Origin of the sequence: Pseudarthrobacter phenanthrenivorans, assembly GCF_036455295.1 — a bacterium.
GTDB lineage: Bacteria > Actinomycetota > Actinomycetes > Actinomycetales > Micrococcaceae > Arthrobacter > Arthrobacter phenanthrenivorans_C.
In genome coordinates, this window is sequence record NZ_JAYXNX010000017.1 from 51,764 (window position 1) to 73,419 (window position 21,656).

The window sequence follows — 21,656 nt, forward strand, 5'->3', positions numbered from 1 at the left end:
CGGATTACTTGCTCGGGGACGGCGAGGCGGTCTGTTCGGCCTTGGGCAGGTACTGTTCAGGCATCGGCGAACCCGGGAACCACTTCTGGTAGAGCCTCTTCCAGGTGCCGTCCTCCATGGCCGCGGCCAGGCCCTTGTTCAGGGCTTCCTTGAACGCCGTCTTGCCCTTGGCCACGGCGAATCCCGCCGGGGCGTCGAAGGACGGAATGTCAGCGGCACTGACCAGTCCGTGCTGGGCTTCGTAGGCTTTGGCGGCTTCGTAGTCGAGGAAGTGCGCGTCAACGGTTCCGCTGTTCAGCGCCGCGATGGCCGTGTTGTTGTCCGGGAATCGCACCAGGCTGGCGGAGGTGAAGTTCTTCACCGCATAGGCCTCCTGCAGGGTTCCCTGGACTACACCGAGGCGCTTGCCGGCCAGGCTGTCCACATTCGTGATGCCCGACGTCTTGGTGGTGATCACGGTCAGGTAGCCGGCCAGGTAGCCGTCTGAGAAGTCCACGGTTTCCTTGCGCTTGTCCGTGATGCCGATCGCGGCGACGCCGGCGTCGAACTGCCCATTGGCTACCGCGGCGAGGAGGCCGGAGAAGTCCTGGCCGGTGAAGACCACATTGTCCACACCGGCCCGGTGGGCCACGTCCTTGAAGAGTTCCACGTCGAAGCCGGTGAAGTTGCCGGAGGCGTCCGCGAATGTGTACGGCTTGGAGTCACCGAGGCTTGCCACGCGGATGGTGCCGGGCTGGATCAGCCCGTACGGGTTGTCTTCCGTCGTGGAGGCCGCGGTGGTGGAGCTGCAGCCGGAAAGGGCCAGGACCGCAGCGAGTGCTGCGGCTGCAATTCCAGCCGGGCGGAGATTCTTTTTCTTCACAGCGTTGTCCAATCGTTGGGAGGGAGGCGGTGCTGTCAGGGCCGCCGAAGAAAGTCGCCGATGCTCTTGTTGAGTCCGGTCTCACAACCTAGGATTGAGACCGGACTCACATCGATGGATAGAAATGTAGCGGAAGTCACAGGGGGCGTCAACAGCCCCTGCGAAAGGTGAAGATGAGCGCTGAAGGAGCGCGACGGCGGGACGTCACCGTTGCCGACGTCGCAAAGGCCGCCCAGGTGTCCAAGGCCCAGGCCGCCCGCGCACTGGGCAATTACGGCGCTGTGAGCGATGACGTCCGCGAGCGCGTCCTGGCTGCGGCGGAGGCCCTTTCCTACCGGCCGAACGAGCTGGCGCGCAGCATGAACACGGGCAAATCGCACACCATCGGCGTGGTGGTGGGCGACATTGAAAACCCCCACTTCGGCCTCGCCACAAGGGGTATCACCGACACCGCCAAAAAGGCCGGCTACAACGTCATTTTGGTCAATACGGACGAGGACCGCGCTGCGGAAGTTGACGCGGTACGGGTCCTGCTGGACAAGCGGGTGGACGGGCTGATCGTCGCTCCCGCGTCCTCAGTGGACACCGGGCACCTCCAGGAGGTGCACAGGTCCGGGCGCCCCCTGGTCTTCATCGACCGCACCGCCGGCGGGATGCCCGTGGAGACCATGGCCGTGGACATGGCAAGGATCTCGCGGGAGGCCACGCAGTACGTGCTCGACGCCGGACACCGGCGCATCGCCTTCATCTCCACATTGCGGACGGAGACCCCGTACACACCCGGGATGACACTGGAATCCTCACAGATCGCCGACCGTATCGACGGCATGCGGGGGGCCTTCCTGGAGTCCGGGCTGCCGTTTCCGGAGGACCTGGTCCGGCTGAATGCGGGCGATGAAGACTCCATCCGCAGCATCACCCGCGAGGTGCTGCGAGGGCCGGACCGGGCAACCGCCGTCGTGGCCTCCGACGGCCTGATCGCCCTCAGCGTGGTGGAAGCCATCCAGGAACTGGGTCTGGCCATTCCGGCGGATGTTTCCTTCCTGATGTACGACGACTTCGCGTGGACCAGGCTGACAACCCCGCCCCTCACAGTCATAGCGCAGCCCGTCTACAACATGGGTGTGGCGGCAGCCAAGGCGCTGATCCGGCAAATGGAGGGGTTGCCGGCCGCCGCTCCCGCGCAGTTCACGGCCACCCTGGTGCGGCGGGGGTCGGTAGGGCCCTGCCGGACGGAAGGTGACCCGGACCGGGAAGAACTCGCGGCCCGGTTCAACTGATGCCGGCCTTCTCCAGGTTGAAGAAGGAACGGGCGTCGGGGGGACGGATGTCAGCCACGGCGTCGCTGAAGATCCGCATGGGATGCGGCGTGAAGGGGTGCCCGGCGATGGCGTCATAGTCCAGTTCGATTCCCAGGCCCACCCCCTGGGGGATCAGGACGTCGCCCTCCGCCGTCAGTTCGAGGCGTTCATTTGAGATCTCGCTGCGCCACGGCACGTCTGTTGCCATGATCTCCAGATAGCGGAAATTAGGCAGGGTCGCGCCGAGTTGCAGGGTAGCGGCGGTGCTGAGCGGTCCGCTCGGATTGTGTGGCGCGAAGGGAACGTAGTGCGCCGCTGCCAGGGTAGAAATAAACGACAGTTCCAGCAGGCCCCCGGCGTGGGTGACGTCAGGCTGGATGTAGTCCACGGCCTTGCGCGACAGGGCCGGGATGAACGTATTCCGCCCCATCCACCGCTCCCCCGCGGCAATTGCGACCGGAGATTTTGAGCGGATTTCGACGAGCGCGTCGATTCCGTCCGGCGGGCAGGGCTCCTCGAAGAAGACCGGCTGGAACGGTTCCAGCTCCCGGGCCACGCGGATTGCGGTGGGGACATCGAAGCGGCCATGCCCTTCAATGAACAGCTCGACGTCATCACCTACTGCCTCGCGCACAGCCGCGACCGGCTCAAGCATGCGGCGCAGGTCCCGGGGGCCAAGGGTGAGGTCGGCAGCTTCGAACGGATCCCATTTGAGTCCACGGAATCCCTGGGCGACCGTTTGGACGGCTGCCTCTGCAAACTCCTCCGGCGTCGCGGCCCCCGAGAACCAACCGTTGGCATACGCCCGAACCCGGTCGCGGACCTGGCCGCCCAGCATCCGGTGCACGGGAACGCCCAAGGCGCGGGCCGAGACATCCCACATCGCCATCTCAAGGGCACTGAGGGCTGTCATCGACACCGGGCCGCCGCGCCAGTAGGCGTCACGGTTGAGTTCGTAGATGGTCTGGCTGATCCGGGTGGGATCCTTGCCCGCCACCGCTCCGGCAAGGATGGCAACGGCGCCGGCGACTGCGTGCTCCTGGCCCTCAAGCGTGGCCTCGGCGATGCCGGTGAGGCCCTCGTCGGTGAACAGCCGGACGAAGATGAGGTTCGTCCGGTAGAAGTCCACCACCACGGTGTCGAGCTTGGTGATTCTCATGCGTTGCCTTTTCCTTGTGGGCGCCGGCGCCGCATCGTCGGCAGCGGTCAGCCGGCGGGAGGGGCGGTGGACTCGCGGACAATGACATGCGTGGCCAGCTCCACCCGGTGGGAATCCAGGACCTCCCCCTGCGCCTGGCGCAGGAGCGACCTCAAGGCCGCCCGCCCCATTTCCTCAAGCGGCTGCGCCACAGAGGTCAGCGAGGGGACCGACTGCTCACCCTGGTTGGTGCCATCAAAGCCGATGAGGCTGATGTCCTCCGGCACCCTGATCCCATGGTGCCGCGCTTCGCTGAGGACACCCAGGGCAATGGCATCGCTGCCGGCGAAGATGGCGGTGGGAAGGGCGGCGACTCTGAGCAGCTCTTTGAAGCCACGGACACCGCTTTCGGTCCGGAACCTGCCGCCGGAGACAATGTAAGCCGGGTCCACGGGTACTCCGGCAGCCATCAGGGCAGCCATGTAGCCGTGCAGCCGCGCCTGGTTGCATTCAGCGTCCTCGATCCCGCCGATGTAGGCGATGCGCCGGTGGCCCAGCCCCAGCAGATGTTCCGTGGCGGCCTTGCCGCCTGCCCAGTTGGTGGCGCCAACGCTGACCACATCGGCAGAGGGCGGATTGAGGGGATCGATCACCACAACCGGGATCTGGCGCCGCCGGAACGCGTGCAGTTGCGCCTCGCTGAAGGCCGAAGTGACCACGATCATCCCGGCCCTGCCCTCCTCAAGCATGCGCTGGGCGCGGCGTTCCGGGGTTTGCCTTCCCGGGGTGGGCTGCCCTGTCACGCTCACCAGGATTTCCACGTCCGCTCCGGCGGCAAACTGCAGGATCCCGTTCAGCACCTGGATGGTGTAGGCGGAGTCGAGCACATCGATGACCACTTCGACCACTGTTCCGCTTTCCGCAGCCGCCCGGCGCTGCACGGGTGACCGATACCCCGCCTGCTCCAGGGCAGCCAGAATCCGCGCCCTGGTTTCCGGGGCCACATCATCGCGGCCGTTGACCACTTTGGAAACAGTAGGTGCCGAAACCCCCGCCTGCCTGGCCACGGTGGCGAGCGTTGGCTTGGCCCGCTCCGGCGTTCTGGTCGTCATGGGTTCGCAATCTTTCGAAGGTTTTGAAGTGAGTTCATTCTGTAGACCCGGCCGGTCTTGCGTCAAGCAGGCTTTCCTCGCAGGAGCAGGTAGAAAATATCCTCTACGATCCCTTGACTCCGCGGTTCTTTCGCGTTTTAGTTTAGACCGTGACCTATATCACCGTTCGAAATGTTTCGAACTAACTGCGGAGCCTTAGCCCGTACCCGACTGCAAATTTCACAATGGAGAAGCAATGAAGCAACCCCAGACCTCCCGGCGCTCTTTCCTCGCCCTCGCTGCCCTTACTCCCTTTGCCGTTGCCGCCACCAGTGCCTGCGGCACGTCGGGTCCGGGTGCTTCCAGCGGCGGAGGCGGCGCCAGCATGTGGTACTTGTCCGGCGAACCGAACCAGACCACCATGCAGAAGGCTGTGGATGCCTTCAACTCGGCCAACTCAGCGGACAAGATCACCGTCACGTATTTCCAGAACGACGCCTACAAGACCAAGATCAAGACCGCCATCGGGGCCAACCAGGCACCCACCATCATCTACGGCTGGGGCGGTGGCGGCCTCAAAACCTACGCCGAGGCCAACCAGGTGGACGACCTGACCGGCTGGTTTGACCAGAACCCGGACCTGAAGAAGAAGTTCTTCCCGTCGGTATTCGGCGCCGCCACCGTCAACGGCAAAATCTATGCCCTGCCCAACCAGTACATCGCCCCGATTGTCCTGTTCTACAACAAGGAACTCTTCCAGAAGGCGGGCGTGCAGCCGCCCCAGACCTGGGACGACATCATGTCCCTCGTCAAGACCTTCAACGATATGGGCGTGGCGCCCTTCTCGCTGGGTGGCCAGTCACGCTGGACCTCCATGATGTGGCTGGAATACCTCCTGGACCGCATCGGCGGACCCGAAGTGTTCAACGCCATCTTTGAGGGCAAGCCCAATGCCTGGATGGATCCGGCGGTCATCCAGACGGGCACGAAGATCCAGGAGCTCGTCTCCGCCGACGGCTTCATCAAGGGGTTCTCCTCCATCACCGCGGATTCACAGGCGGACCAGGCACTCCTGTTTTCCGGCAAGGCAGCCATGATGCTGCACGGTTCATGGACCTACGGGGCAATGAAGAAGGCGGGCCAGAACTTCGTCCAGAACGGGAAACTGGGCTTCGTGCCGTTCCCCACCGTGGCCGGCGGCAAGGGAGACCCGAAGAACGGTGTTGGAAACCCTGCCCAGTACATGTCCATCTCCTCCAAAGCCTCGGACAAGGAAAAGGAATCCGCCAAGAAATTCTTCAAGGACGGCATCCTGACTGACACGGTCATTGACGCCTATATCAACTCCGGCTCGGTGCCAATCGTCAACGGCATCGAAAACAAGCTGAACACGTCCGAGGACAAGGAGTTCCTCAACTTCGTCTATGGCATGGCCAAGAATGCACCGAACTTCCAGCAGTCCTGGGACCAGGCGCTCAGCCCCACCGCCGCCGAGGCGCTGCTGAACAACATCGACCAGCTGTTCCTGAAGTCGATCACGCCGCAGCAGTTCGCCGAAAACATGAACGCAACGCTGGGCAAATGAGTAACGCCGTCTCCACTGCCCCCCGGGCTGCAGTCCGGCCGGCCAGTTCCAAACCAACGGAACAGCGCAAGACGGCCTTGGCGTGGCTGACGCTGCCGGCGCTGTTCTTCTTCCTGGTGTTCGCCGTCGTCCCGCTGGCCGGCGTGCTCATCCTGAGCTTCGCCAGCTGGGACGGGATCGGTGCCATCGGGGCGGCGGGCCTGGATAACTGGTTCTCAGTGCTGGCGGATCCCGGGCTGTACAACGCATTGGGGCTGACCTTCCTGATCATGATCGTCTCGTGGCTGGTCCAGACCCCCATCAGCCTGCTCCTGGGTGTCTTCACGGCCGGCAGCCAGCGCTACCGCGCCGCCCTTGCCGTGCTGTACTTCCTGCCGCTGCTCTTGTCCTCCGCCGCCGTCGCCATTGCCTTCAAGGCGCTGCTGGACCCTAACTTCGGCCTGGCAACAGGCCTGGGGCTGCCGTTCCTGGCGCAGGACTGGCTGGGCGTTCCCCAGCTTGCGCTGGGCCTGGTCATCTTCGTCATCGCCTGGCAGTTCGTCCCGTTCCACACGCTCATCTACCAGGGCGGCGTGCGGCAGATCCCCAAGTCGCTGTATGAGGCAGCGCAGATCGACGGCGCCGGGACCATCAAGCAGTTCTTCCACATCACCCTGCCGCAGTTGAAGTACACCATCATCACCTCCTCAACCCTCATGGTGGTGGGTTCGCTGACCTACTTCGACCTGATCTTCGTCCTCACGGGCGGCGGCCCGGGCAACTCCACCCGGATCCTGGCGCTGGACATGTACCTCCGCGGCTTCCGGGCCAACCTCATGGGGCCGGCCAGCGTCATCGCCGTCATCCTCGTCATCATCGGCCTTGCACTCGCCTTGTTCCTCCAGCGCCTTGGGGGCAAGGACAAGCAGGGCAGCCAACTGGAAGGTTTGTAGGGTGAGCACCGTCCTGAAAAGCAATACCCAGGAGGCCCGCGCCGGAATGGTGGGCTACTCCGCAGCCCCCAATCGGGGCCTCGGCACAAGGTTGCGGCGGCTCAACGTCCCCGGCGGCCTGGGCGGCTGGCTCTGGCTGGCCATCATCATCCTGCCGGTCTACTACGTGGTGATCACCAGCCTTAAGACCCAGGCGGGCTACTTCGGCCAGAATCCACTGGCGCTGCCCACGTCACCCACGCTGGAGAACTACCAGATGGTCCTCGAGGCGGACTTCGCAACGTACTTCATTAACAGCGCCATCGTGACCCTCGGTTCAGTGATTCCCACCGTGCTGGTTTCCTTCATGGCCTCCTTCGCCATCGTCCGTGGCGCCGGCAGGTTCCTCAAGCTGGTGAACGGCATGTTCCTGATGGGCCTTGCCATCCCGCTGCAGGCCACGATCATCCCCATCTACCTGATGATCATCCGGCTTAACTTGTACGACAGCCTGCTGGCCCTGATGCTGCCCTCCATAGCCTTCGCCATCCCGCTGACGGTGCTCATCCTGTCCAACTTCATCCGCGATGTCCCAAACGAACTGTTCGAGTCCATGCGGCTGGACGGCTGCAGCGAGTGGCAGACCATGTGGCGGCTGGCCCTCCCCCTGACCCGCCCGGCCATCGTGACCGTTGCCATCTATAACGGCCTGCACGTCTGGAACGGCTTCCTGCTTCCGCTGGTCCTCACCCAGAGCCCCAGCCTGCGGGTCCTGCCCCTGGGCCTGTGGACCTTCCAGGGTGAGTTCAGCGTCAACATCCCCGCCGTGCTCGCTTCCGTGGTGCTCAGCACCCTCCCCATCCTGGTGCTGTACGTCATCGGCCGCCGCCAGCTGCTGGCAGGCCTGACCGCCGGCTTCAGCAAATAAAGATCCGGGATTTCCAGAAAGGACTTTTCAACATGACCACCGCAAAGCCCCTGCGGGTCGGAATGGTGGGCTACGCCTTCATGGGCGCAGCCCACTCCCACGCCTGGCGCACCGCACCCCGGTTCTTCGACCTGCCGCTGGAGCCACAGCTCACCGCGGTGGCCGGAAGGAATGCCGACGGCGTCCGGGCAGCCGCGGACAAGCTCGGCTGGGACTCGGTTGAGACGGACTGGCGCCGCCTGATCGAGCGCGACGACATCGACCTGATCGATATCTGCACACCCGGCAACACCCACGCCGAGATCGCTATCGCCGCCCTTGAGGCCGGAAAGCATGTCTTGTGCGAAAAGCCGCTGGCCAACTCCGTCGAGGAAGCCGAGCGGATGACGCTCGCCGCCGAAACTGCCGCAAAGAACGGCGTCTTCTCCATGTGCGGCTTCAGCTACCGCCGTACCCCGGCGCTTGCCCTGGCCAAGCGGTTCGTGGATCAGGGCAGGCTCGGCGAAATCCGCCACGTCCGTGGCCAATACCTGCAGGACTGGCTCTCGGATGCCAACGCCCCCATGACGTGGCGGCTGGACAAGAGCAGGTCCGGCTCCGGCTCGCTGGGCGACATCGGGGCGCACAGCATCGACGCGGCGCAGTGGGTTACCGGCCTGAACATCAGCGGGGTATCGGCAATGCTGGAGACCTTCGTCCGGGAACGCCCGGTGGCCGGTGACCTGGTGGGCCTTGGCGGGCACGGCGACCTCAGCAGCGACGCCCCGCGCGGTGCGGTCACCGTCGATGATGCGGCCATCTTCAGTGCAAAGTTCGACGGCGGCCCCATCGGCGTGTTCGAAGCGACGCGTTATGCGCTGGGCAGGAAGAACGCCATGCGCCTGGAAGTAAACGGCCCCAAGGGTTCCCTTGCCTTCGATTTCGAGGACATGAACGTCCTGTCCTTCTATGATGCGGCGGAGTCCCCCGACGCGGGCTTCCGCCGGATCTTTGTCACCGAACCCGAACACCCCTATGTGGGGAACTGGTGGCCCACGGGCCACGGCCTGGGCTACGAGCACGGCTTCACCCACCAGGTGGTGGACCTGGTCGCCGCCATCGGTGAAGGCCGCCAACCGGAACCGTCCTTTGCCGACGCCCTTCAGGTGCAGCGGGTCCTCGCCGCCGTCGAATCCAGCGCCGCCAACTCCAGCCAGTGGCAAAAAGTCTGAACAGTTGCCCGGCAAAGGCAAGAACGCTTCAAGCAGATCTAGGAACACACATGACACGACCAATCACGCTCTTTACCGGCCAGTGGGCCGACCTGCCATTCGAGGAGGTTGCCCGGCTTGCCGGCGAGTGGGGCTTTGACGGGCTGGAGATCGCCTGCTGGGGCGACCACCTTGATCCGCGCCGGGCGGCAGAGGACGACAACTACCTCCAGGGCCGGCTGGACATCCTTGAGAAGAACAACCTCAAGGTGTTCGCCATCGCCAACCACCTGACCGGGCAGGCTGTGTGTGACGACCCCATCGACGAGCGCCACCAGGGCATCCTGTCGGCAGAGACCTGGGGCGACGGCGAACCCGAAGGGGTACGCCGCCGGGCCGCGGAAGCCATGAAGGACACCGCCCGCGCGGCCGCCCGCCTTGGTGTGAAGACCGTGACAGGGTTCACCGGTTCCTCCATTTGGAAGGCCGTGGCCATGTTCCCGCCGGCCCCGCAGTCCATGATCGACGCCGGGTACCAGGACTTCGCCGACCGCTGGAATCCCATCCTCGATGTGTTCGAGGAGGAGGGTGTCCGGTTCGCCCTGGAAGTCCACCCCTCCGAAATCGCCTACGACTATTGGACGGCCAAGCGCACCCTTGACGCGATCGGCCACAGGGAGAGCTTCGGCCTGAACTTCGATCCGTCCCACTTCATCTGGCAGGACCTGGACCCTGTGATGTTCCTGCAGGATTTTGCGGACAAGATCTTCCACGTCCACGTCAAGGAATCGGTCCGTCAGCTTGACGGCCGCAACGGCCGGCTCGGCTCGCACCTGGCCTGGGCGGACCCCCGGCGCGGCTGGGATTTCGTCACGGCAGGGCATGGCGATGTGCAGTGGAACAGGATCTTCCGAACGCTGAACGCCATCGGGTACGAAGGTCCCACCAGCATCGAATGGGAGGACGCCGGCATGGACCGGCTTATCGGCGCCCCCCAGGCGCTGGCCATGGTCCAGGACCTTGCCCGGATTGCGCCGCCCGCAGCCGCCTTCGACGCCGCCTTCTCCAGCCACTGACCCCAAGCCTTGCCGGCACAAGCCGGCAGCCAGACAAAGGAAACTTCAATGACAGATCGCAAGAATGCGCTGGTCGTCCGCGGCGGCTGGGACGGCCACCAGCCCTACGAGGCCACCGAGCTCTTTATTCCCTATCTCAAGGCCAACGGCTATGACGTCCGGGTGGAGGAATCCCCCAAGGTCTATGCCGACGCCGGGTACATGGCAGGGGTGGACCTGATCATGCAGTGCATGACCATGAGCACCATCGAAAAGGACGAATTTGCCGGACTGCGGGCAGCCGTGGAAAACGGCACCGGCCTGGCCGGCTGGCACGGCGGGATCGCCGATTCGTACCGGAACACCTCCGATTACCTGCACCTGATCGGCGGGCAGTTCGCCTGCCACCCCGGCAAGCACCCGGACGAATGTGTGGGCGAGCAGTCGGACAACTATGTGCCCTACACCGTCAACATGCTGCCCGCAGCCGCCGAACACCCGATCACCAAGGGCATCAAGGACTTCGACCTGGTCACCGAACAGTACTGGGTCCTCGCTGACGACTACATCGATGTCCTGGCCACCACCACCCAGAAAGTCCGCGAGTGGGATCCCTGGCACCGGGAAGTGACCTCCCCCGCGATCTGGACCCGGCAGTGGGGCAAGGGCCGGATCTTCGTCTGCACCCCCGGGCACCGGGTGGAAATCCTTCAGGACCAAAACGTACGCACCATCATCGAAAGGGGCCTGCTGTGGGCAAGCCGTTGAAAGTCGGAATCATTGGCTGTGGAGCCATCATCGCCCAGTACCTCACCAATTTCCGGCGGCTGGACCAGATCCAACTGGTGGCCGTGGCGGACCTGGATCCGGCGCGCGCCCAGGCCGTGGCGGATGACTACGACGGCGTCCGCGCCGTCTCCGTGGAGGAACTGCTCGCCGCTGACGACATCGACCTGGTCCTGAACCTGACCATCCCCGCGGCGCATGCTGACGTTGCGCTGAAGGCAATCGCGGCCGGCAAGAGCGTCTACGGCGAAAAGCCGCTGGCAGCGACCACCGAAGAAGCACGCCAGGTGCTGGACGCAGCACGCCACGCAGGCGTCACCGTCGGCTGTGCCCCTGACACCGTGCTGGGCACCGGGATCCAGACCGCCCGCAAAGCGATCGACGACGGCCTGATCGGCGCCGCCATCTCGGCCTCGGCCACCATGGTCACCCCAGGGCACGAACGCTGGCACCCCAACCCCGACTTCTACTACCAGCCCGGCGGGGGCCCCCTCCTGGACATGGGCCCCTACTACGTCACCGCCCTGGTGACGCTGCTGGGCCCAGTGGTGTCGGTCATCGGCGCAGCAAGCCACACCCGCAACCAACGCACCATCGGCTCCGGCCCCCGCCAGGGCGAAAAGGTACCGGTCACCATTGATTCCCACGTCACCGGCATCCTGGTCCACGCTTCCGGAGCCCTGTCCACCCTGTTCATGAGCTTCGACGCCGTGAAGTCCAAGTCCCCGAACATCGAAATCCACGGCGAGCGCGGGTCCCTGGTGGTGCCGGACCCCAACCACTTCGACGGCGAGGTCCAGCTGTTCTCCCTGGGCGCCGAGGACTGGGAAACACTTCCCGCCTCCGCAGGTTACATCGACTCCGGACGCGGGTTCGGCATTGCAGACCTGGCTTCCACCCCGCAGGGCAAGGAACCGCGTGCGGGAGGGACCCTGGCCTATCACGTCCTGGAGGTCATGGAATCCGTGCTCAAGGCCGCGCACAGCGGGATGACGGTCTCCATCCAGAGCACGGTGGAGCGGCCGGAGGGCGTGCCGCTGACCGTCCTGGCTGAACAGGAAGAAGCCGTCCAGACGCGCTAGGGCAGGAAATGCGATCACGGGAACCGCGCCGCTGCTTGCAGGTGGGGCTAGTACAGTCCGTCGCTGCGGGCGGCGCGGTTCCTGCCCAGCGACTTGGCCCTGTACAGGGCCGCGTCTGCGGCAGCGATGAGATCGTCCACGTCGGAGGTCCCGCCGTCGTAAGTGGAAATGCCATAACTCGCGGTGGGCATCTCCATGCCGTGCGCTGTTTCAGTCCCGGCCAGGCGCCTGCTGATCTCCTCGGCGATGATCTCGGCCCGTTCGGCGCTGGCGCCCGGAACAAGGATGACGAACTCCTCCCCGCCGTACCTGCCGGTCAGGTCCGTGGAGCGCACCGTGGCCAGGCACGCCTCAGCGAAAGCCTGCAACGCAAGGTCACCCGCTGCGTGGCCGTAGGTGTCATTGACCGTTTTGAAGTGGTCCAGGTCCGCCAGGATCAGGGCCCCCGAGCCGCCGGTAATGGTTCGGTCAGCGAGTTGCTCCGCTGCCAGTTCAATGAACGCCTTGCGGTTCAGCAGCCCCGTTAGGTCATCCCGGCTCGCCACCACGCGCAAAGCACGGGTCTGTTGTTCGGTGCTGAGTGCGGCCATGCTGAAAGACACCACTACCAGCAACACCATGGTGACCAGCGTGGTGACGGCGGAACCGAAGACGGTGGTGAAGATGGGACCGTCCCGGCCCTCCAGGAGCAGGGCCACGCAGCGGAAGAAATAGAAGATGGAAAGTGCGCCGGCCGCAACCGCCATGGGGATGCGGACCCGTGAATAGCCAGGCTCCAGCCGCCACAACTCCCGGGAGGCCAGCCCAATCGTGAGGCTCATCGCCGCAAGGAACACGGGTCCGCCGGACCAGACATTGGTGGCCGGGTGGTCCAGCGCCGATGCCACGAGGGTCACCACCGGGATGGCCGTGAAGGCCCACCTAGGCGGCCGGACAGTGCGCAGTGAGCGGGCGCCCGCCCAGACCGCAACCCCGCCATGGACCAGCAGCGTGTTTCCCACCGGGTTGGCCCACACCTGCTGCGGCGTTCCATCCAGGAGAAAACAGCCCGATCCGGCCAGGAAGAACAGCAGCGCGCCGCACCACCACGCACTGTACGGTGAGCGCGTCACCCTGTATGCGGAAAAGTAGAAAAGGACCACCAGCACCAGGGCCATCAGGCCAAACGCAGCGCGAAGGGTTGCCGTATCCAGAACCATGTGCCAGAAGTCCCCCCAGAAAACCCGAGTGCTGCCCACGCCAGTATCGCACCCACCCACGGTGCATGGGCATCCTTACCCCGATCGTAAATGCCCAAACCCGCCTACGCTGGTGGGTACCACCCGGACGACGAAAGGCCGGCAATGCTCCTTCTTTTCGGATTCAAGACTGCCCTCAGGGCCCTGCCGGGCCGCGCGGCGACCTGCCAGCACTGCGGGGCATTCATCTACCACCTCCTGGAGGAACAGGCGACAAAGTTCACGCTGTTCTTCATCCCGGTGCTCACCGTCTCGCGGAAATTCCGCATTACATGCACCAACTGCGGCTATGTCTCGTCCATCAGTGGACGCCAGAAGCGGGCGCTGGAAACGGGCCGGTAAAAGGTTGGAATCCCTGCCTTTCGCGCCGGCAGGAACACAAGTATTCCGCGGTGGGAGTGGGGAGTAGGGTTTCGCCATGGACATCATCCTGGTTCCCGGTTTCTGGTTGGACGCCTCCTCCTGGGAGAAGGTGGCCCCGGTTTTGGAAGCAGCAGGACACCACCTTCACCTCCTCACGCTTCCCGGCAAGGAGTCCGTGGACACAAGCCGCACGGGCATCACCCTGCAGGACCATGTCGACGCCGTCGTGGAGGTCGTCGACGGCCTCCCGGGCGGGGTGGTGCTGGTGGGCCATTCAGGGGGCGGGGCGATCATCCACGGTGTGGTGGACGCGCGGCCGGAAAAGGTGAAGCAGGCCATCTACGTGGACAGCGGTCCGCTGGCCGATGGCGGCGTCATCAACGATGAGTTGCCGGCCGAGGGGGACGACGTCCCACTCCCGCCCTGGGAGAGCTTTGATGACGCCGACCTGGTGGACCTTGATGACCGGCTGCGGCAGGAATTCCGGGCACGTGCCATCCCTGAACCCCGGGGTGTGGCGTACGGCAGCCTGCACCTGCATGACCAGCGCCGCTACAACGTTCCGGCCACGGTCATCACCTGTGAGTTCCCCTCCGCCATGCTCCGCGAGTGGATGGCTGCGGGCCAGCCATTGATTGCCGAGCTGAGCCGAATCCGGGATGTCGAGTTCGTCGACCTGCCCACCGGCCACTGGCCGCAGTTCACCAAGCCTGCCGAATTGGCGCAGGCCATCCTGTCGGCAGTCGATCACACCCGCACGGATTGAGGAAGACACACTCTTGCGCGTTGGCACCTCGGTCCCCATAATAAATGAATGGCATTCATTTATTCGACCGCGGTCAGGGACAGCGCCGCCCCTGGCCACATTTCCGCCGGCAACTCCACCCATATGCCCGCAGAGTGGGACGCCCACCAGCGCACGTGGATGGCATTCCCGCCCCCCAACGACACCTTTGGCCCAACCGGAAGCCCCACCCTGGACCGCGCACGCGCCGCCTGGACGGGGGTGGCCCGCACCATTGCCAGGTATGAACCCGTCACGGTCGTGGCCGATCCGCGGGACGCCACCGCTGCCCGGGAATGGCTCGGGGACCGCATCGACGTCATGGAAGTACCGCTGGATGACGCCTGGCTGCGGGACAGCGGCCCCACGTTCGTACACGTGCCGGACGGTTCAATTGCCGCGGTGGACTGGACCTTCAACGGCTGGGGCGCGCAGGAATGGGCCGCATGGGGGAAAGACCAGGCCGTGGCGCAGACCGTGGCAGCAGGCATTGGTGCCCCTCTCCTGCAGACCACCCTGGTGAACGAGGGCGGCGGCTTCCACGTGGACGGCCAGGGGACCGTACTGCTGACGGAAACGGTCCAACTGGATCCCGCCCGCAACCCGCGTGAAACCCGGGAGTCCGTGGAAGCGGAGATCCACAGGGCCCTGGGCACTACGAAAGCCATCTGGCTTCCGCGCGGGCTCACCAGGGACTATGACGAATTCGGCACCCGCGGGCACGTGGACATCGTGGCCGCCTTTGCCGGACCCGGCACCATCCTGCTGCACCGCCAGGATGACCCCGCCCATCCCGACCACGCCGTCTACCTTCAGTTGAAAGCAGTCCTTGGCGGGCAAGTGGACGCACAGGGCCGGCCGCTCCGCATCATCGACGTCCCCGCTCCCACCAAACTCAAAGACGACGAGGGATGGGTGGACTGGTCCTACATCAACCACTACGTGGCCAATGACGTGGTGGTGCTCTGCAGTTTCGACGACCCCAACGATGCCATCGCGGCCGGCATCCTGGAACGGGCCTACCCCGGCCGCACCGTGGAACTGGTTGACGCCAGGGACATCTTCGCGTTTGGCGGCGGGATCCACTGCATCACTCAGCAGCAGCCGGCCGGCCCGACAGGTGGTGCCGCATGATAACGGCCGAGCAGACCCAAAGGGCGGACACCGTGGAAATGTTCGAGGTGGTGGAGGCTGGCATCGCCCAACTCCGGGCAGCCCTCGAGTCCGGAGAAGTGAGCAGCGAGGAACTTGTCCACCTGTACCTGAAGCGCAGTAAGAAGTATGACTCTTCCGGCATACACCTGAACGCGCTTGTCGTGATGAATCCCGAAGCCCTTGCCGAGGCGCAGGCGTCCGACCGCCGCCGGGCTGCAGGCTTTACGCTGGGCCCGCTCGACGGGATCCCCTATACCGCCAAGGACAGCTACCAGGTGAAGGGCCTGACGGTCGCGGCGGGGTCTCCGGCGTTCAAAGACCTGGTGGCGCAGCGGGACGCCTTCACCATCGAGCGCCTCCGGACCGGCGGCGCCGTATTGATCGGGCTGACCAACATGCCGCCTATGGCCAATGGAGGTATGCAGCGCGGGGTATACGGCCGGGCCGAAAGCCCGTACAGCGCGGATTTCCTGACCGCAGCATTCGCGTCCGGCTCGTCCAATGGCTCCGGCACGGCCACGGCGGCCAGCTTCGCAGCATTCGGGTTGGCAGAAGAAACATGGTCCTCCGGACGGGCGCCCGCATCGAACAACGCCCTGTGCGCATACACCCCCTCCCGAGGCGTCATATCCGTGCGCGGCAACTGGCCACTGGTTCCCACTATGGACGTGGTGGTTCCCCACACCCGCACCATGGCAGACATGCTGGAAGTCCTGGACGTAGTGGTAACGGACGACGCCGAGGCCCGCGGGGACTTTTGGCGGACCCAGCCGTGGATTCCGGTGCCCAAGGCATCTGCTGTCCGCCCGGCGTCGTACCTTGACCTCGCCGTCACAAACCCGGGCGCGGCAGCACAGGTACTCACGGGCAAACGGCTGGGCATCCCCCGGATGTACATCAACGCCGATTCCGACGCCGGAACAGCGGAGGCGCCGGGCATCGGAGGGCCCACCGGCCGGCGGATCGAAACGCGGGAATCAATCCTGGAACTGTGGAAGGCGGCGCGCCGCGACCTCGAGGCCGCCGGAGCTGAGGTGGTGGAGGTCGACTTCCCAGTGGTGACCAACTACGAAGGTGACCGGCCCGGCGCACCCAGCATCTCCACCCGCGGACTGGTGTCCCCGGAATACCTGCGGCGCGAAATCGTGGACCTGTCGGCCTGGGCATGGAACGACTTCCTGGACGCCAACGGTGACCCCCAGCTGAACCGGCTTGCCGACGTGGACGGCTCCGCCATCTTCCCCGCACCCGAAGGCGCCTTGCCGGACCGCTATGACGGGTTCGACGACGACATCGCGGACTACCCCGCCTGGATCCGCAGCCACGGTGTCCCGCGGCTGACGGATATTCCCCACCTCGCTGAAGGCCTGGCAGGACTGGAGGCAACCCGCCGGCTGGACCTGGAGGAATGGATGGACCGGCTGGGGCTGGACGCGGTCGTCTTTCCGGCAGCCGCTGATGTTGCGCCGGCTGATGCGGACACCAACCCGGTTTCGGCGGACATTGCCTGGCGCAACGGGGTGTGGGTGGCGAATGGGAACCTGGTGCCGCGCCACCTGGGCATCCCCACGGTGACCGTTCCCATGGGCATTGCCGCGGACATCGGCATGCCAGTTGGCCTCACCATGGCCGGCAGGGCCTACAGCGACACGGCCCTGCTCCGCTTGGCCGCGGCCTTCGAAGCAACTGGCAGCCGGCGGGTTCCCCCTCCCCGCACCATGATGCTCGCGGAGGTGCCGCAAGGGGCTGGCTAAGCCGGAGCAATGGGCTGTGAAGGCCTTCCGCGACCAGCCTGCGGAAGTGCCTTGACAGCCTCCATTGTTAGCGCTGACATTGGGAGGAAACCGATTGCGAAGCGAAGGCCACTCCATGAAGAACTGGGCAGGGAACCTCGAATACTCCTCCGCGGATATCCGGCGGCCGGAATCCGTAGCGGAGCTGGCAGAGATTGTCACAAAGTCGCCCCGGGTCAAAGCCCTGGGATCCCGGCACTCCTTCAACCGGGTAGGGGACACGGAAGGCGTCCATGTCCTCCTCGACGCCCTGCCGCAGCAGGTGGAACTGGATTCGGCCCGCGGAACGGTGCGCGTCAGCGGCGGCGTGAGCTACGGGGCGCTGTGCCGGACCCTGGAGGAGTCCGGGGTCGCCATCCACAACCTCGCCTCGCTGCCGCACATCTCGGTCGCCGGCGCAGTGCAGACCGGCACGCACGGCTCGGGGGTGAACAACCCTTCCCTGGCCGGCGCCGTAGAATCCGTCGACCTGGTCAGGGCCTCCGGAGAACAGGTGACGCTTACCCGGGCGGATGGAGACGAGTTCCTGGCCAGCGTGGTGGGCATAGGAGCCCTGGGGATTGTCACCGGACTGGAACTGGCAGTCCGCCCCAGCTTCCGGATGCGCCAGCGGGTCCTTGAGGACCTGCCCTGGGAGAACGCGCTTGAGGAGTTCAGCGCCATCGTGTCCGCCGCGTACAGCGTGAGCCTGTTCACCGACTACACCGGGGGTACGATCAACCAGGTGTGGCTCAAGGCCCTCGATGACGAGCCCGCACTCCCCCGCCTGTTCGGGGCAACGGCAGCCCTGAGGGCGCGGCACCCACTGCCGGACATGTCCGCGGAGAACTGCACCGCACAACTGGATGAACCCGGGCAGTGGCTGGACCGGTTGCCGCACTTCCGGCACGAGTTCACTCCGAGCAACGGGGACGAACTCCAAAGCGAATTCATCCTTCCCCTGGAGCACGCTCCCGCTGCCCTCCAGGCCGTCCGCGGGCTTGCGGCACAGCTGGCACCCCTGCTCTTCGTCTCTGAGATCAGGACCGGGGCCGCGGATGAGTTCTGGCTCAGCCCGTTTTATCAACAGCAGAGCGTGGCGCTCCACTTCACCTGGAAACCGATGCAGCCCGAGGTGGAAGCCTTCCTCCCGGTCCTGGAGGATGCGTTACGGCCGTTTGGGGCACGTCCCCACTGGGGCAAGCTCTTCACTCCGGAGGGCCATGACTGGGAGGCCCTGTACCCCCGGTTCACAGACTTCCGCTCCTTCGCCGACGGCCTCGATCCGGAGGGCAAATTCCGGAACGGGCTGCTGGACACCATCCTCGGGGTCCCTGCGCGACGGTAGGAAGCCGACGGTACGCTGGAGGCATGACTTTTCGGCCCGCCGTCGTTCCCGCCACCGTCCTCGCCGCTGCGCTGCTGCTGAGCGGATGCGGCGCCGCAGGGGAGGCCGCGGGCACCGCCGCCAGCGACGCCGCTTCCAGGGCCGCCTCCTCCGCAGCACAGGAAGTCACCCGGCAAATCTGCGCCGTCGTCCAGAACGGCTTGGTCAGCCCCGGGGACAAGAAGGCGCTGGCAGGCCTGGTTTCGGCAGCAAAGTCGGCAGGGGTTCCAGCGGACATCACGACGCCTTTGGGGCAGGTTGCGCAGTCCGGGGACCAAGTGCCACCCGACTCCATCCAGGCCCTGAAGGACGCCTGCCGGCGTTGATCTTCAAGGGGCCGGAAGACCCTTCAGCCCCCGGGTCGCCGGTGCTACCTTGAAGTGACGAACTGGCAAGCCTGTGATGCTGAGTCACGCGCGAAGGAGATCGTCATGGCAGAACGCGGCAGGGCCCCCTTCACCCTTTCCAGCAAAGAGGAGGGGGAACAGTGACCAGCAGCCTGCAGAAGTTCGCGGGTCTCTACCGCCTCCCCGGCCCTTGGTGCACCGCCTACGTGGATGCCGGCACCGGAACAGTTGACAGCCTGGAAGCCGGCGACGTGCGGCCCGGGAACACCCACGCGCAACTCGAAGCACAAGGAGCGGCTGCGGCGGACATCGACGCGATGGAACAGGCACTTCAACCGGCTACGGGAATGCCCTCCCCCGTGGCCAGGTTTGTCCTGGTGCACGCCGGAAAAACGGAAGTCAACGAGGTGCTCCCCGGCGAACTGGTCCTGCCTGAGCGGATGGCACTGGAACCCGTTCCGGATCTGCTCCCCCTGGTCAAGCACCGGCCCGAAGAGCTTCCCTACGTTGTGGCGGAAGTCAGCCGCGACCATGGTGAAATCCGGCTGTACCGTGCCGGTGCCGGCGCTCCCCGCAGCGTGCAGGAAGTGGAGGGCGAGTCCGAGCACCTTCACAAGTTCCATGGCGGAGGCTGGTCCGAGTTGCGGTTCCAACACCACACCGAGGACGTCTGGCGCCGGAACGCCGATGAAGTGGCAGGTGAAATTGACAGGGTAGCCAGCTCCAGCGGCGCCCGGCTCATCGTGCTCGCCGGCGACATCCGGGCCCGTGGCCTCGTCAAGGAAAACCTCTCCGAGGCAAGCAGGGCACTGCTGTCCGAAGTGGATTCCCACACCCATACAGCCGGCGCGGAAAGTGCCGACCTGGAGGACCAGGTCAACAAGCACGTCGCCGAGGTGTGGGCCGAGGAGCAACAAGCGGTCATGGACAAGTTGGCGGTCCGGGAGGGCCAGGCCAACCCGGAGGCCGCCCATGGGGTCGGAGCCGTGGTGCACGCCCTCCAGCAGGCCCAGGTGGAGCTCCTGGTCTTCGATGATGCCGCCCTGTCCGGCCGGACCATGCTGGCACTCGGCGCGGAGCCGTGGATCGCCACCGCCAAGGAGGAGGCCCTGGCTGCCGGAATCCTGGGCGAGGTGCCCGCCCCTGCGGCGCTGCTTCGGGCGGCCGCGCTTACCGATGCCCGGGTCCTCCTGGTTCCGGGCGCGGTCCTGCCGGACGGCGTCCATATCGCGGCACTGCTGCGCTGGTCCTCCGGACCTGACGTCCCGTCGTCGTAGGCCTTACCGCAGTTGCAGGAATTTATCGAATGGAAGGTGCACCAATGAGCACTGCAGATGAAGACCCGGATGACGTCCTGGACAGCGTGATGGTCCCGGAGGAGGATGCTCTTCCGAACCCCACCCGCACGGGGCACGGGAAGATGCCCGAGGACGTTGACGACGACGATTACCAGAGGGCAGTGGAGCAGGAACGGGTAGCAGCCGGGCTCGCCGACTATGCTCCCGGCGACGTTCCGCCAGCCACCGACCCGCTGCCGCCGGAAGCGGCCGACGCCGCAGACCTCGCGCAACGGGGCCTGCTGGAGGAAGAACCGGAAGACAAAGGCTAGGAAAAAGCCGGTGGCCCCCAATGGACCACCGTCTTTTTCGCAATGCCCTTTTCTGTCGCCCGGACATCGGCCGGCCTCAATTCTGGCCCGGCTGCTCCCAGCCCCGGAGACCGCCTGCCCGTCCGGCCTGGGTTCGGTGCGCGTGCCCGGTCCGGTGTTCGGGCGGAGCAAATGGGACGACGCCGGTGTCGCGGTTCAGCGGCACGGCGCGGACAAATTTCGTCAGTTCCTCCCGGAGCGCCTTCCAGGCGATGTCCGGATCGTCCGGGTAGGCATTGACTTCCGCCTGGCGTGCTGCCTCCACGGCGGCAACGCCGGCATCCGTAAGCTCAACTTTCAGCTGCCGGCGGTCCGCGGCGTGGCGGGTCCTGGTGATATGTCCCGTCGCTTCAAGGCGGGTCAGGACACGGCCAAGGGTCTGGCTTTGGACCCTGATCGCCTCGGCAAGTTGTTCCTGGTTCAGTGGTCCCCCCGTCAGGCCTTCCAGTGCGATAACGGCGGCACGGGTGAGGCCAAGGGGGGCCAGTGCATCGTCCTGGCGCCGCTGGATCAGCCGGGCCGCCAAGGTGATCAGGCGGTAGCTGCTCCGGGCGTCCGGATCGAGATTGCTGGTCATCGGCCGCGGCCTTCCTGTAGTTGGCGAAGTGCTGGTCACCCTGCGTCGCTACACCCCTACAATAAGCATGCTTAGCAACATATTCGCAAGTAGGCTTACTATCCGATGGCCTTAAAGCCCTCCAGTTGCCCGAAAAGACCAAATCCGGAGAGCAGTACCCCTTGCAATCAAAATGGGAAGTGTGCTTAGTATCTAATTAGTAACCTTGCTTACTAAGTCGCCAGCACTGCTGGTTCTTGATCGCCCAGCTAACCCTTTCTGAAAGAGAGCGAAGATGACAGAGAACCAATGGCCCCAGACCCCACACACCGTCACCGATCCGGCCCTTGCCGATCCGTACGGTGCAAGAGAGGTCGATTCCCGCCAGGCCTCCTACTCCACGGATTCGGGTGATGCTTCCAAGACGCAGGCAGCCAAGGATGAGGCTTCGAACGTGGCCGGCCATGCTGCCTCCGC

General features: G+C 65.2%; 21 protein-coding genes and 1 pseudogene. 17 read left to right on the forward strand and 5 right to left on the reverse strand.

The genetic code is table 11. The annotated features are described in order from the left end of the window. Nucleotides 1–4: 4 nt before the first annotated feature. On the reverse strand, nt 5–862 hold the full coding sequence (locus VXJ37_RS17925; RefSeq protein WP_331324392.1) for an ABC transporter substrate-binding protein: 858 nt from the start codon (nt 860–862) through the stop codon (nt 5–7). Between the two features lie 173 nt (nt 863–1,035). Here VXJ37_RS17925 and VXJ37_RS17930 point away from each other — a divergent pair, with 173 nt between their 5' ends. Further along, nucleotides 1,036–2,142, forward strand: coding sequence for a LacI family DNA-binding transcriptional regulator (locus VXJ37_RS17930; protein ID WP_331324393.1), 1,107 nt, complete (start codon nt 1,036–1,038; stop codon nt 2,140–2,142). Here VXJ37_RS17930 and VXJ37_RS17935 read toward each other — a convergent pair. Both VXJ37_RS17935 and VXJ37_RS17940 read right to left on the reverse strand, forming a co-directional pair. Continuing rightward, nucleotides 2,135–3,322: a mandelate racemase/muconate lactonizing enzyme family protein gene (locus tag VXJ37_RS17935; protein WP_331324394.1), complete on the reverse strand. Its 1,188-nt coding sequence runs from the start codon at nt 3,320–3,322 to the stop codon at nt 2,135–2,137. The genes VXJ37_RS17930 and VXJ37_RS17935 overlap by 8 nt on opposite strands. A gap of 47 nt (nt 3,323–3,369) precedes the next feature. After that, nucleotides 3,370–4,413, reverse strand: coding sequence for a LacI family DNA-binding transcriptional regulator (locus VXJ37_RS17940; protein ID WP_331324395.1), 1,044 nt, complete (start codon nt 4,411–4,413; stop codon nt 3,370–3,372). Between the two features lie 235 nt (nt 4,414–4,648). Here VXJ37_RS17940 and VXJ37_RS17945 point away from each other — a divergent pair, with 235 nt between their 5' ends. From VXJ37_RS17945 to VXJ37_RS17975, 7 genes are read left to right on the forward strand one after another with little or no spacing between them, the layout of a single operon-like run. Next, a complete protein-coding gene (locus VXJ37_RS17945) occupies nt 4,649–5,977 on the forward strand; it encodes an extracellular solute-binding protein (RefSeq protein ID WP_331324396.1) in 1,329 nt (442 codons plus the stop codon). Continuing rightward, on the forward strand, nt 5,974–6,909 hold the full coding sequence (locus tag VXJ37_RS17950) for a carbohydrate ABC transporter permease (RefSeq protein ID WP_331324397.1): 936 nt from the start codon (nt 5,974–5,976) through the stop codon (nt 6,907–6,909). The genes VXJ37_RS17945 and VXJ37_RS17950 overlap by 4 nt, the downstream gene beginning before the upstream one ends. Before the next feature lies 1 nt (nt 6,910). After that, nucleotides 6,911–7,816, forward strand: a complete 906-nt coding sequence (locus tag VXJ37_RS17955) for a carbohydrate ABC transporter permease (protein ID WP_331324398.1) — start codon at nt 6,911–6,913, stop codon at nt 7,814–7,816. 32 nt (nt 7,817–7,848) lie between these two features. Beyond that, nucleotides 7,849–9,027 carry a Gfo/Idh/MocA family protein gene (locus tag VXJ37_RS17960; RefSeq protein WP_331324399.1) on the forward strand — a complete coding sequence of 393 codons (1,179 nt, stop codon included), beginning with the start codon at nt 7,849–7,851 and terminating at the stop codon, nt 9,025–9,027. 50 nt (nt 9,028–9,077) lie between these two features. Continuing rightward, the gene (locus VXJ37_RS17965; RefSeq protein ID WP_331324400.1) at nt 9,078–10,082 is read left to right on the forward strand and encodes a sugar phosphate isomerase/epimerase family protein; all 1,005 of its coding nucleotides are present in this window, start codon (nt 9,078–9,080) and stop codon (nt 10,080–10,082) included. A gap of 48 nt (nt 10,083–10,130) precedes the next feature. Continuing rightward, nucleotides 10,131–10,829, forward strand: coding sequence for a ThuA domain-containing protein (locus tag VXJ37_RS17970; protein WP_331324401.1), 699 nt, complete (start codon nt 10,131–10,133; stop codon nt 10,827–10,829). Continuing rightward, complete coding sequence (locus VXJ37_RS17975; protein ID WP_331324402.1) at nt 10,814–11,929, forward strand: Gfo/Idh/MocA family protein; 1,116 nt, start codon at nt 10,814–10,816, stop codon at nt 11,927–11,929. Before VXJ37_RS17970 ends, VXJ37_RS17975 begins: the two co-directional genes overlap by 16 nt. Before the next feature lie 47 nt (nt 11,930–11,976). Here VXJ37_RS17975 and VXJ37_RS17980 read toward each other — a convergent pair whose 3' ends face one another. Further along, entirely contained in the window at nt 11,977–13,128 is a 1,152-nt protein-coding gene (locus tag VXJ37_RS17980; protein WP_331324415.1) for a GGDEF domain-containing protein, read from the reverse strand. 90 nt (nt 13,129–13,218) lie between these two features. Between VXJ37_RS17980 and VXJ37_RS17985 the strand changes: the two genes are divergently transcribed. The 8 genes from VXJ37_RS17985 (at nt 13,219) to VXJ37_RS18020 (ending at nt 20,584) form a co-directional block, all read left to right on the forward strand. Beyond that, nucleotides 13,219–13,509, forward strand: a complete 291-nt coding sequence (locus VXJ37_RS17985) for a zinc-ribbon domain-containing protein (RefSeq protein WP_331324403.1) — start codon at nt 13,219–13,221, stop codon at nt 13,507–13,509. Nucleotides 13,510–13,585: 76 nt separating this feature from the next. Beyond that, entirely contained in the window at nt 13,586–14,296 is a 711-nt protein-coding gene (locus VXJ37_RS17990; RefSeq protein WP_331324404.1) for an alpha/beta fold hydrolase, read from the forward strand. A gap of 48 nt (nt 14,297–14,344) precedes the next feature. After that, a complete protein-coding gene (locus VXJ37_RS17995; RefSeq protein ID WP_331324405.1) occupies nt 14,345–15,448 on the forward strand; it encodes an agmatine deiminase family protein in 1,104 nt (367 codons plus the stop codon). Beyond that, entirely contained in the window at nt 15,445–17,223 is a 1,779-nt protein-coding gene (locus tag VXJ37_RS18000) for an amidase (RefSeq protein WP_331324406.1), read from the forward strand. The genes VXJ37_RS17995 and VXJ37_RS18000 overlap by 4 nt, the downstream gene beginning before the upstream one ends. 115 nt (nt 17,224–17,338) lie before the next feature. Beyond that, on the forward strand, nt 17,339–18,589 hold the full coding sequence (locus VXJ37_RS18005) for a D-arabinono-1,4-lactone oxidase (RefSeq protein ID WP_331324407.1): 1,251 nt from the start codon (nt 17,339–17,341) through the stop codon (nt 18,587–18,589). 23 nt (nt 18,590–18,612) lie between these two features. Further along, nucleotides 18,613–18,954: a hypothetical protein gene (locus tag VXJ37_RS18010; protein ID WP_331324408.1), complete on the forward strand. Its 342-nt coding sequence runs from the start codon at nt 18,613–18,615 to the stop codon at nt 18,952–18,954. A gap of 161 nt (nt 18,955–19,115) precedes the next feature. Next, nucleotides 19,116–20,252, forward strand: a complete 1,137-nt coding sequence (locus tag VXJ37_RS18015; RefSeq protein ID WP_331324409.1) for a baeRF2 domain-containing protein — start codon at nt 19,116–19,118, stop codon at nt 20,250–20,252. Nucleotides 20,253–20,296: 44 nt separating this feature from the next. After that, nucleotides 20,297–20,584 carry a hypothetical protein gene (locus VXJ37_RS18020; protein ID WP_331324410.1) on the forward strand — a complete coding sequence of 96 codons (288 nt, stop codon included), beginning with the start codon at nt 20,297–20,299 and terminating at the stop codon, nt 20,582–20,584. A 76-nt stretch (nt 20,585–20,660) separates the two neighbouring features. Here VXJ37_RS18020 and VXJ37_RS18025 read toward each other — a convergent pair whose 3' ends face one another. Beyond that, nucleotides 20,661–21,200 carry a MarR family winged helix-turn-helix transcriptional regulator gene (locus VXJ37_RS18025; protein ID WP_331324411.1) on the reverse strand — a complete coding sequence of 180 codons (540 nt, stop codon included), beginning with the start codon at nt 21,198–21,200 and terminating at the stop codon, nt 20,661–20,663. Between the two features lie 274 nt (nt 21,201–21,474). On the opposite strand from VXJ37_RS18025, the pseudogene VXJ37_RS18030 reads away from it, so the two are divergent. Further along, nucleotides 21,475–21,656: pseudogene (locus tag VXJ37_RS18030) on the forward strand (hypothetical protein); the annotation flags it as partial.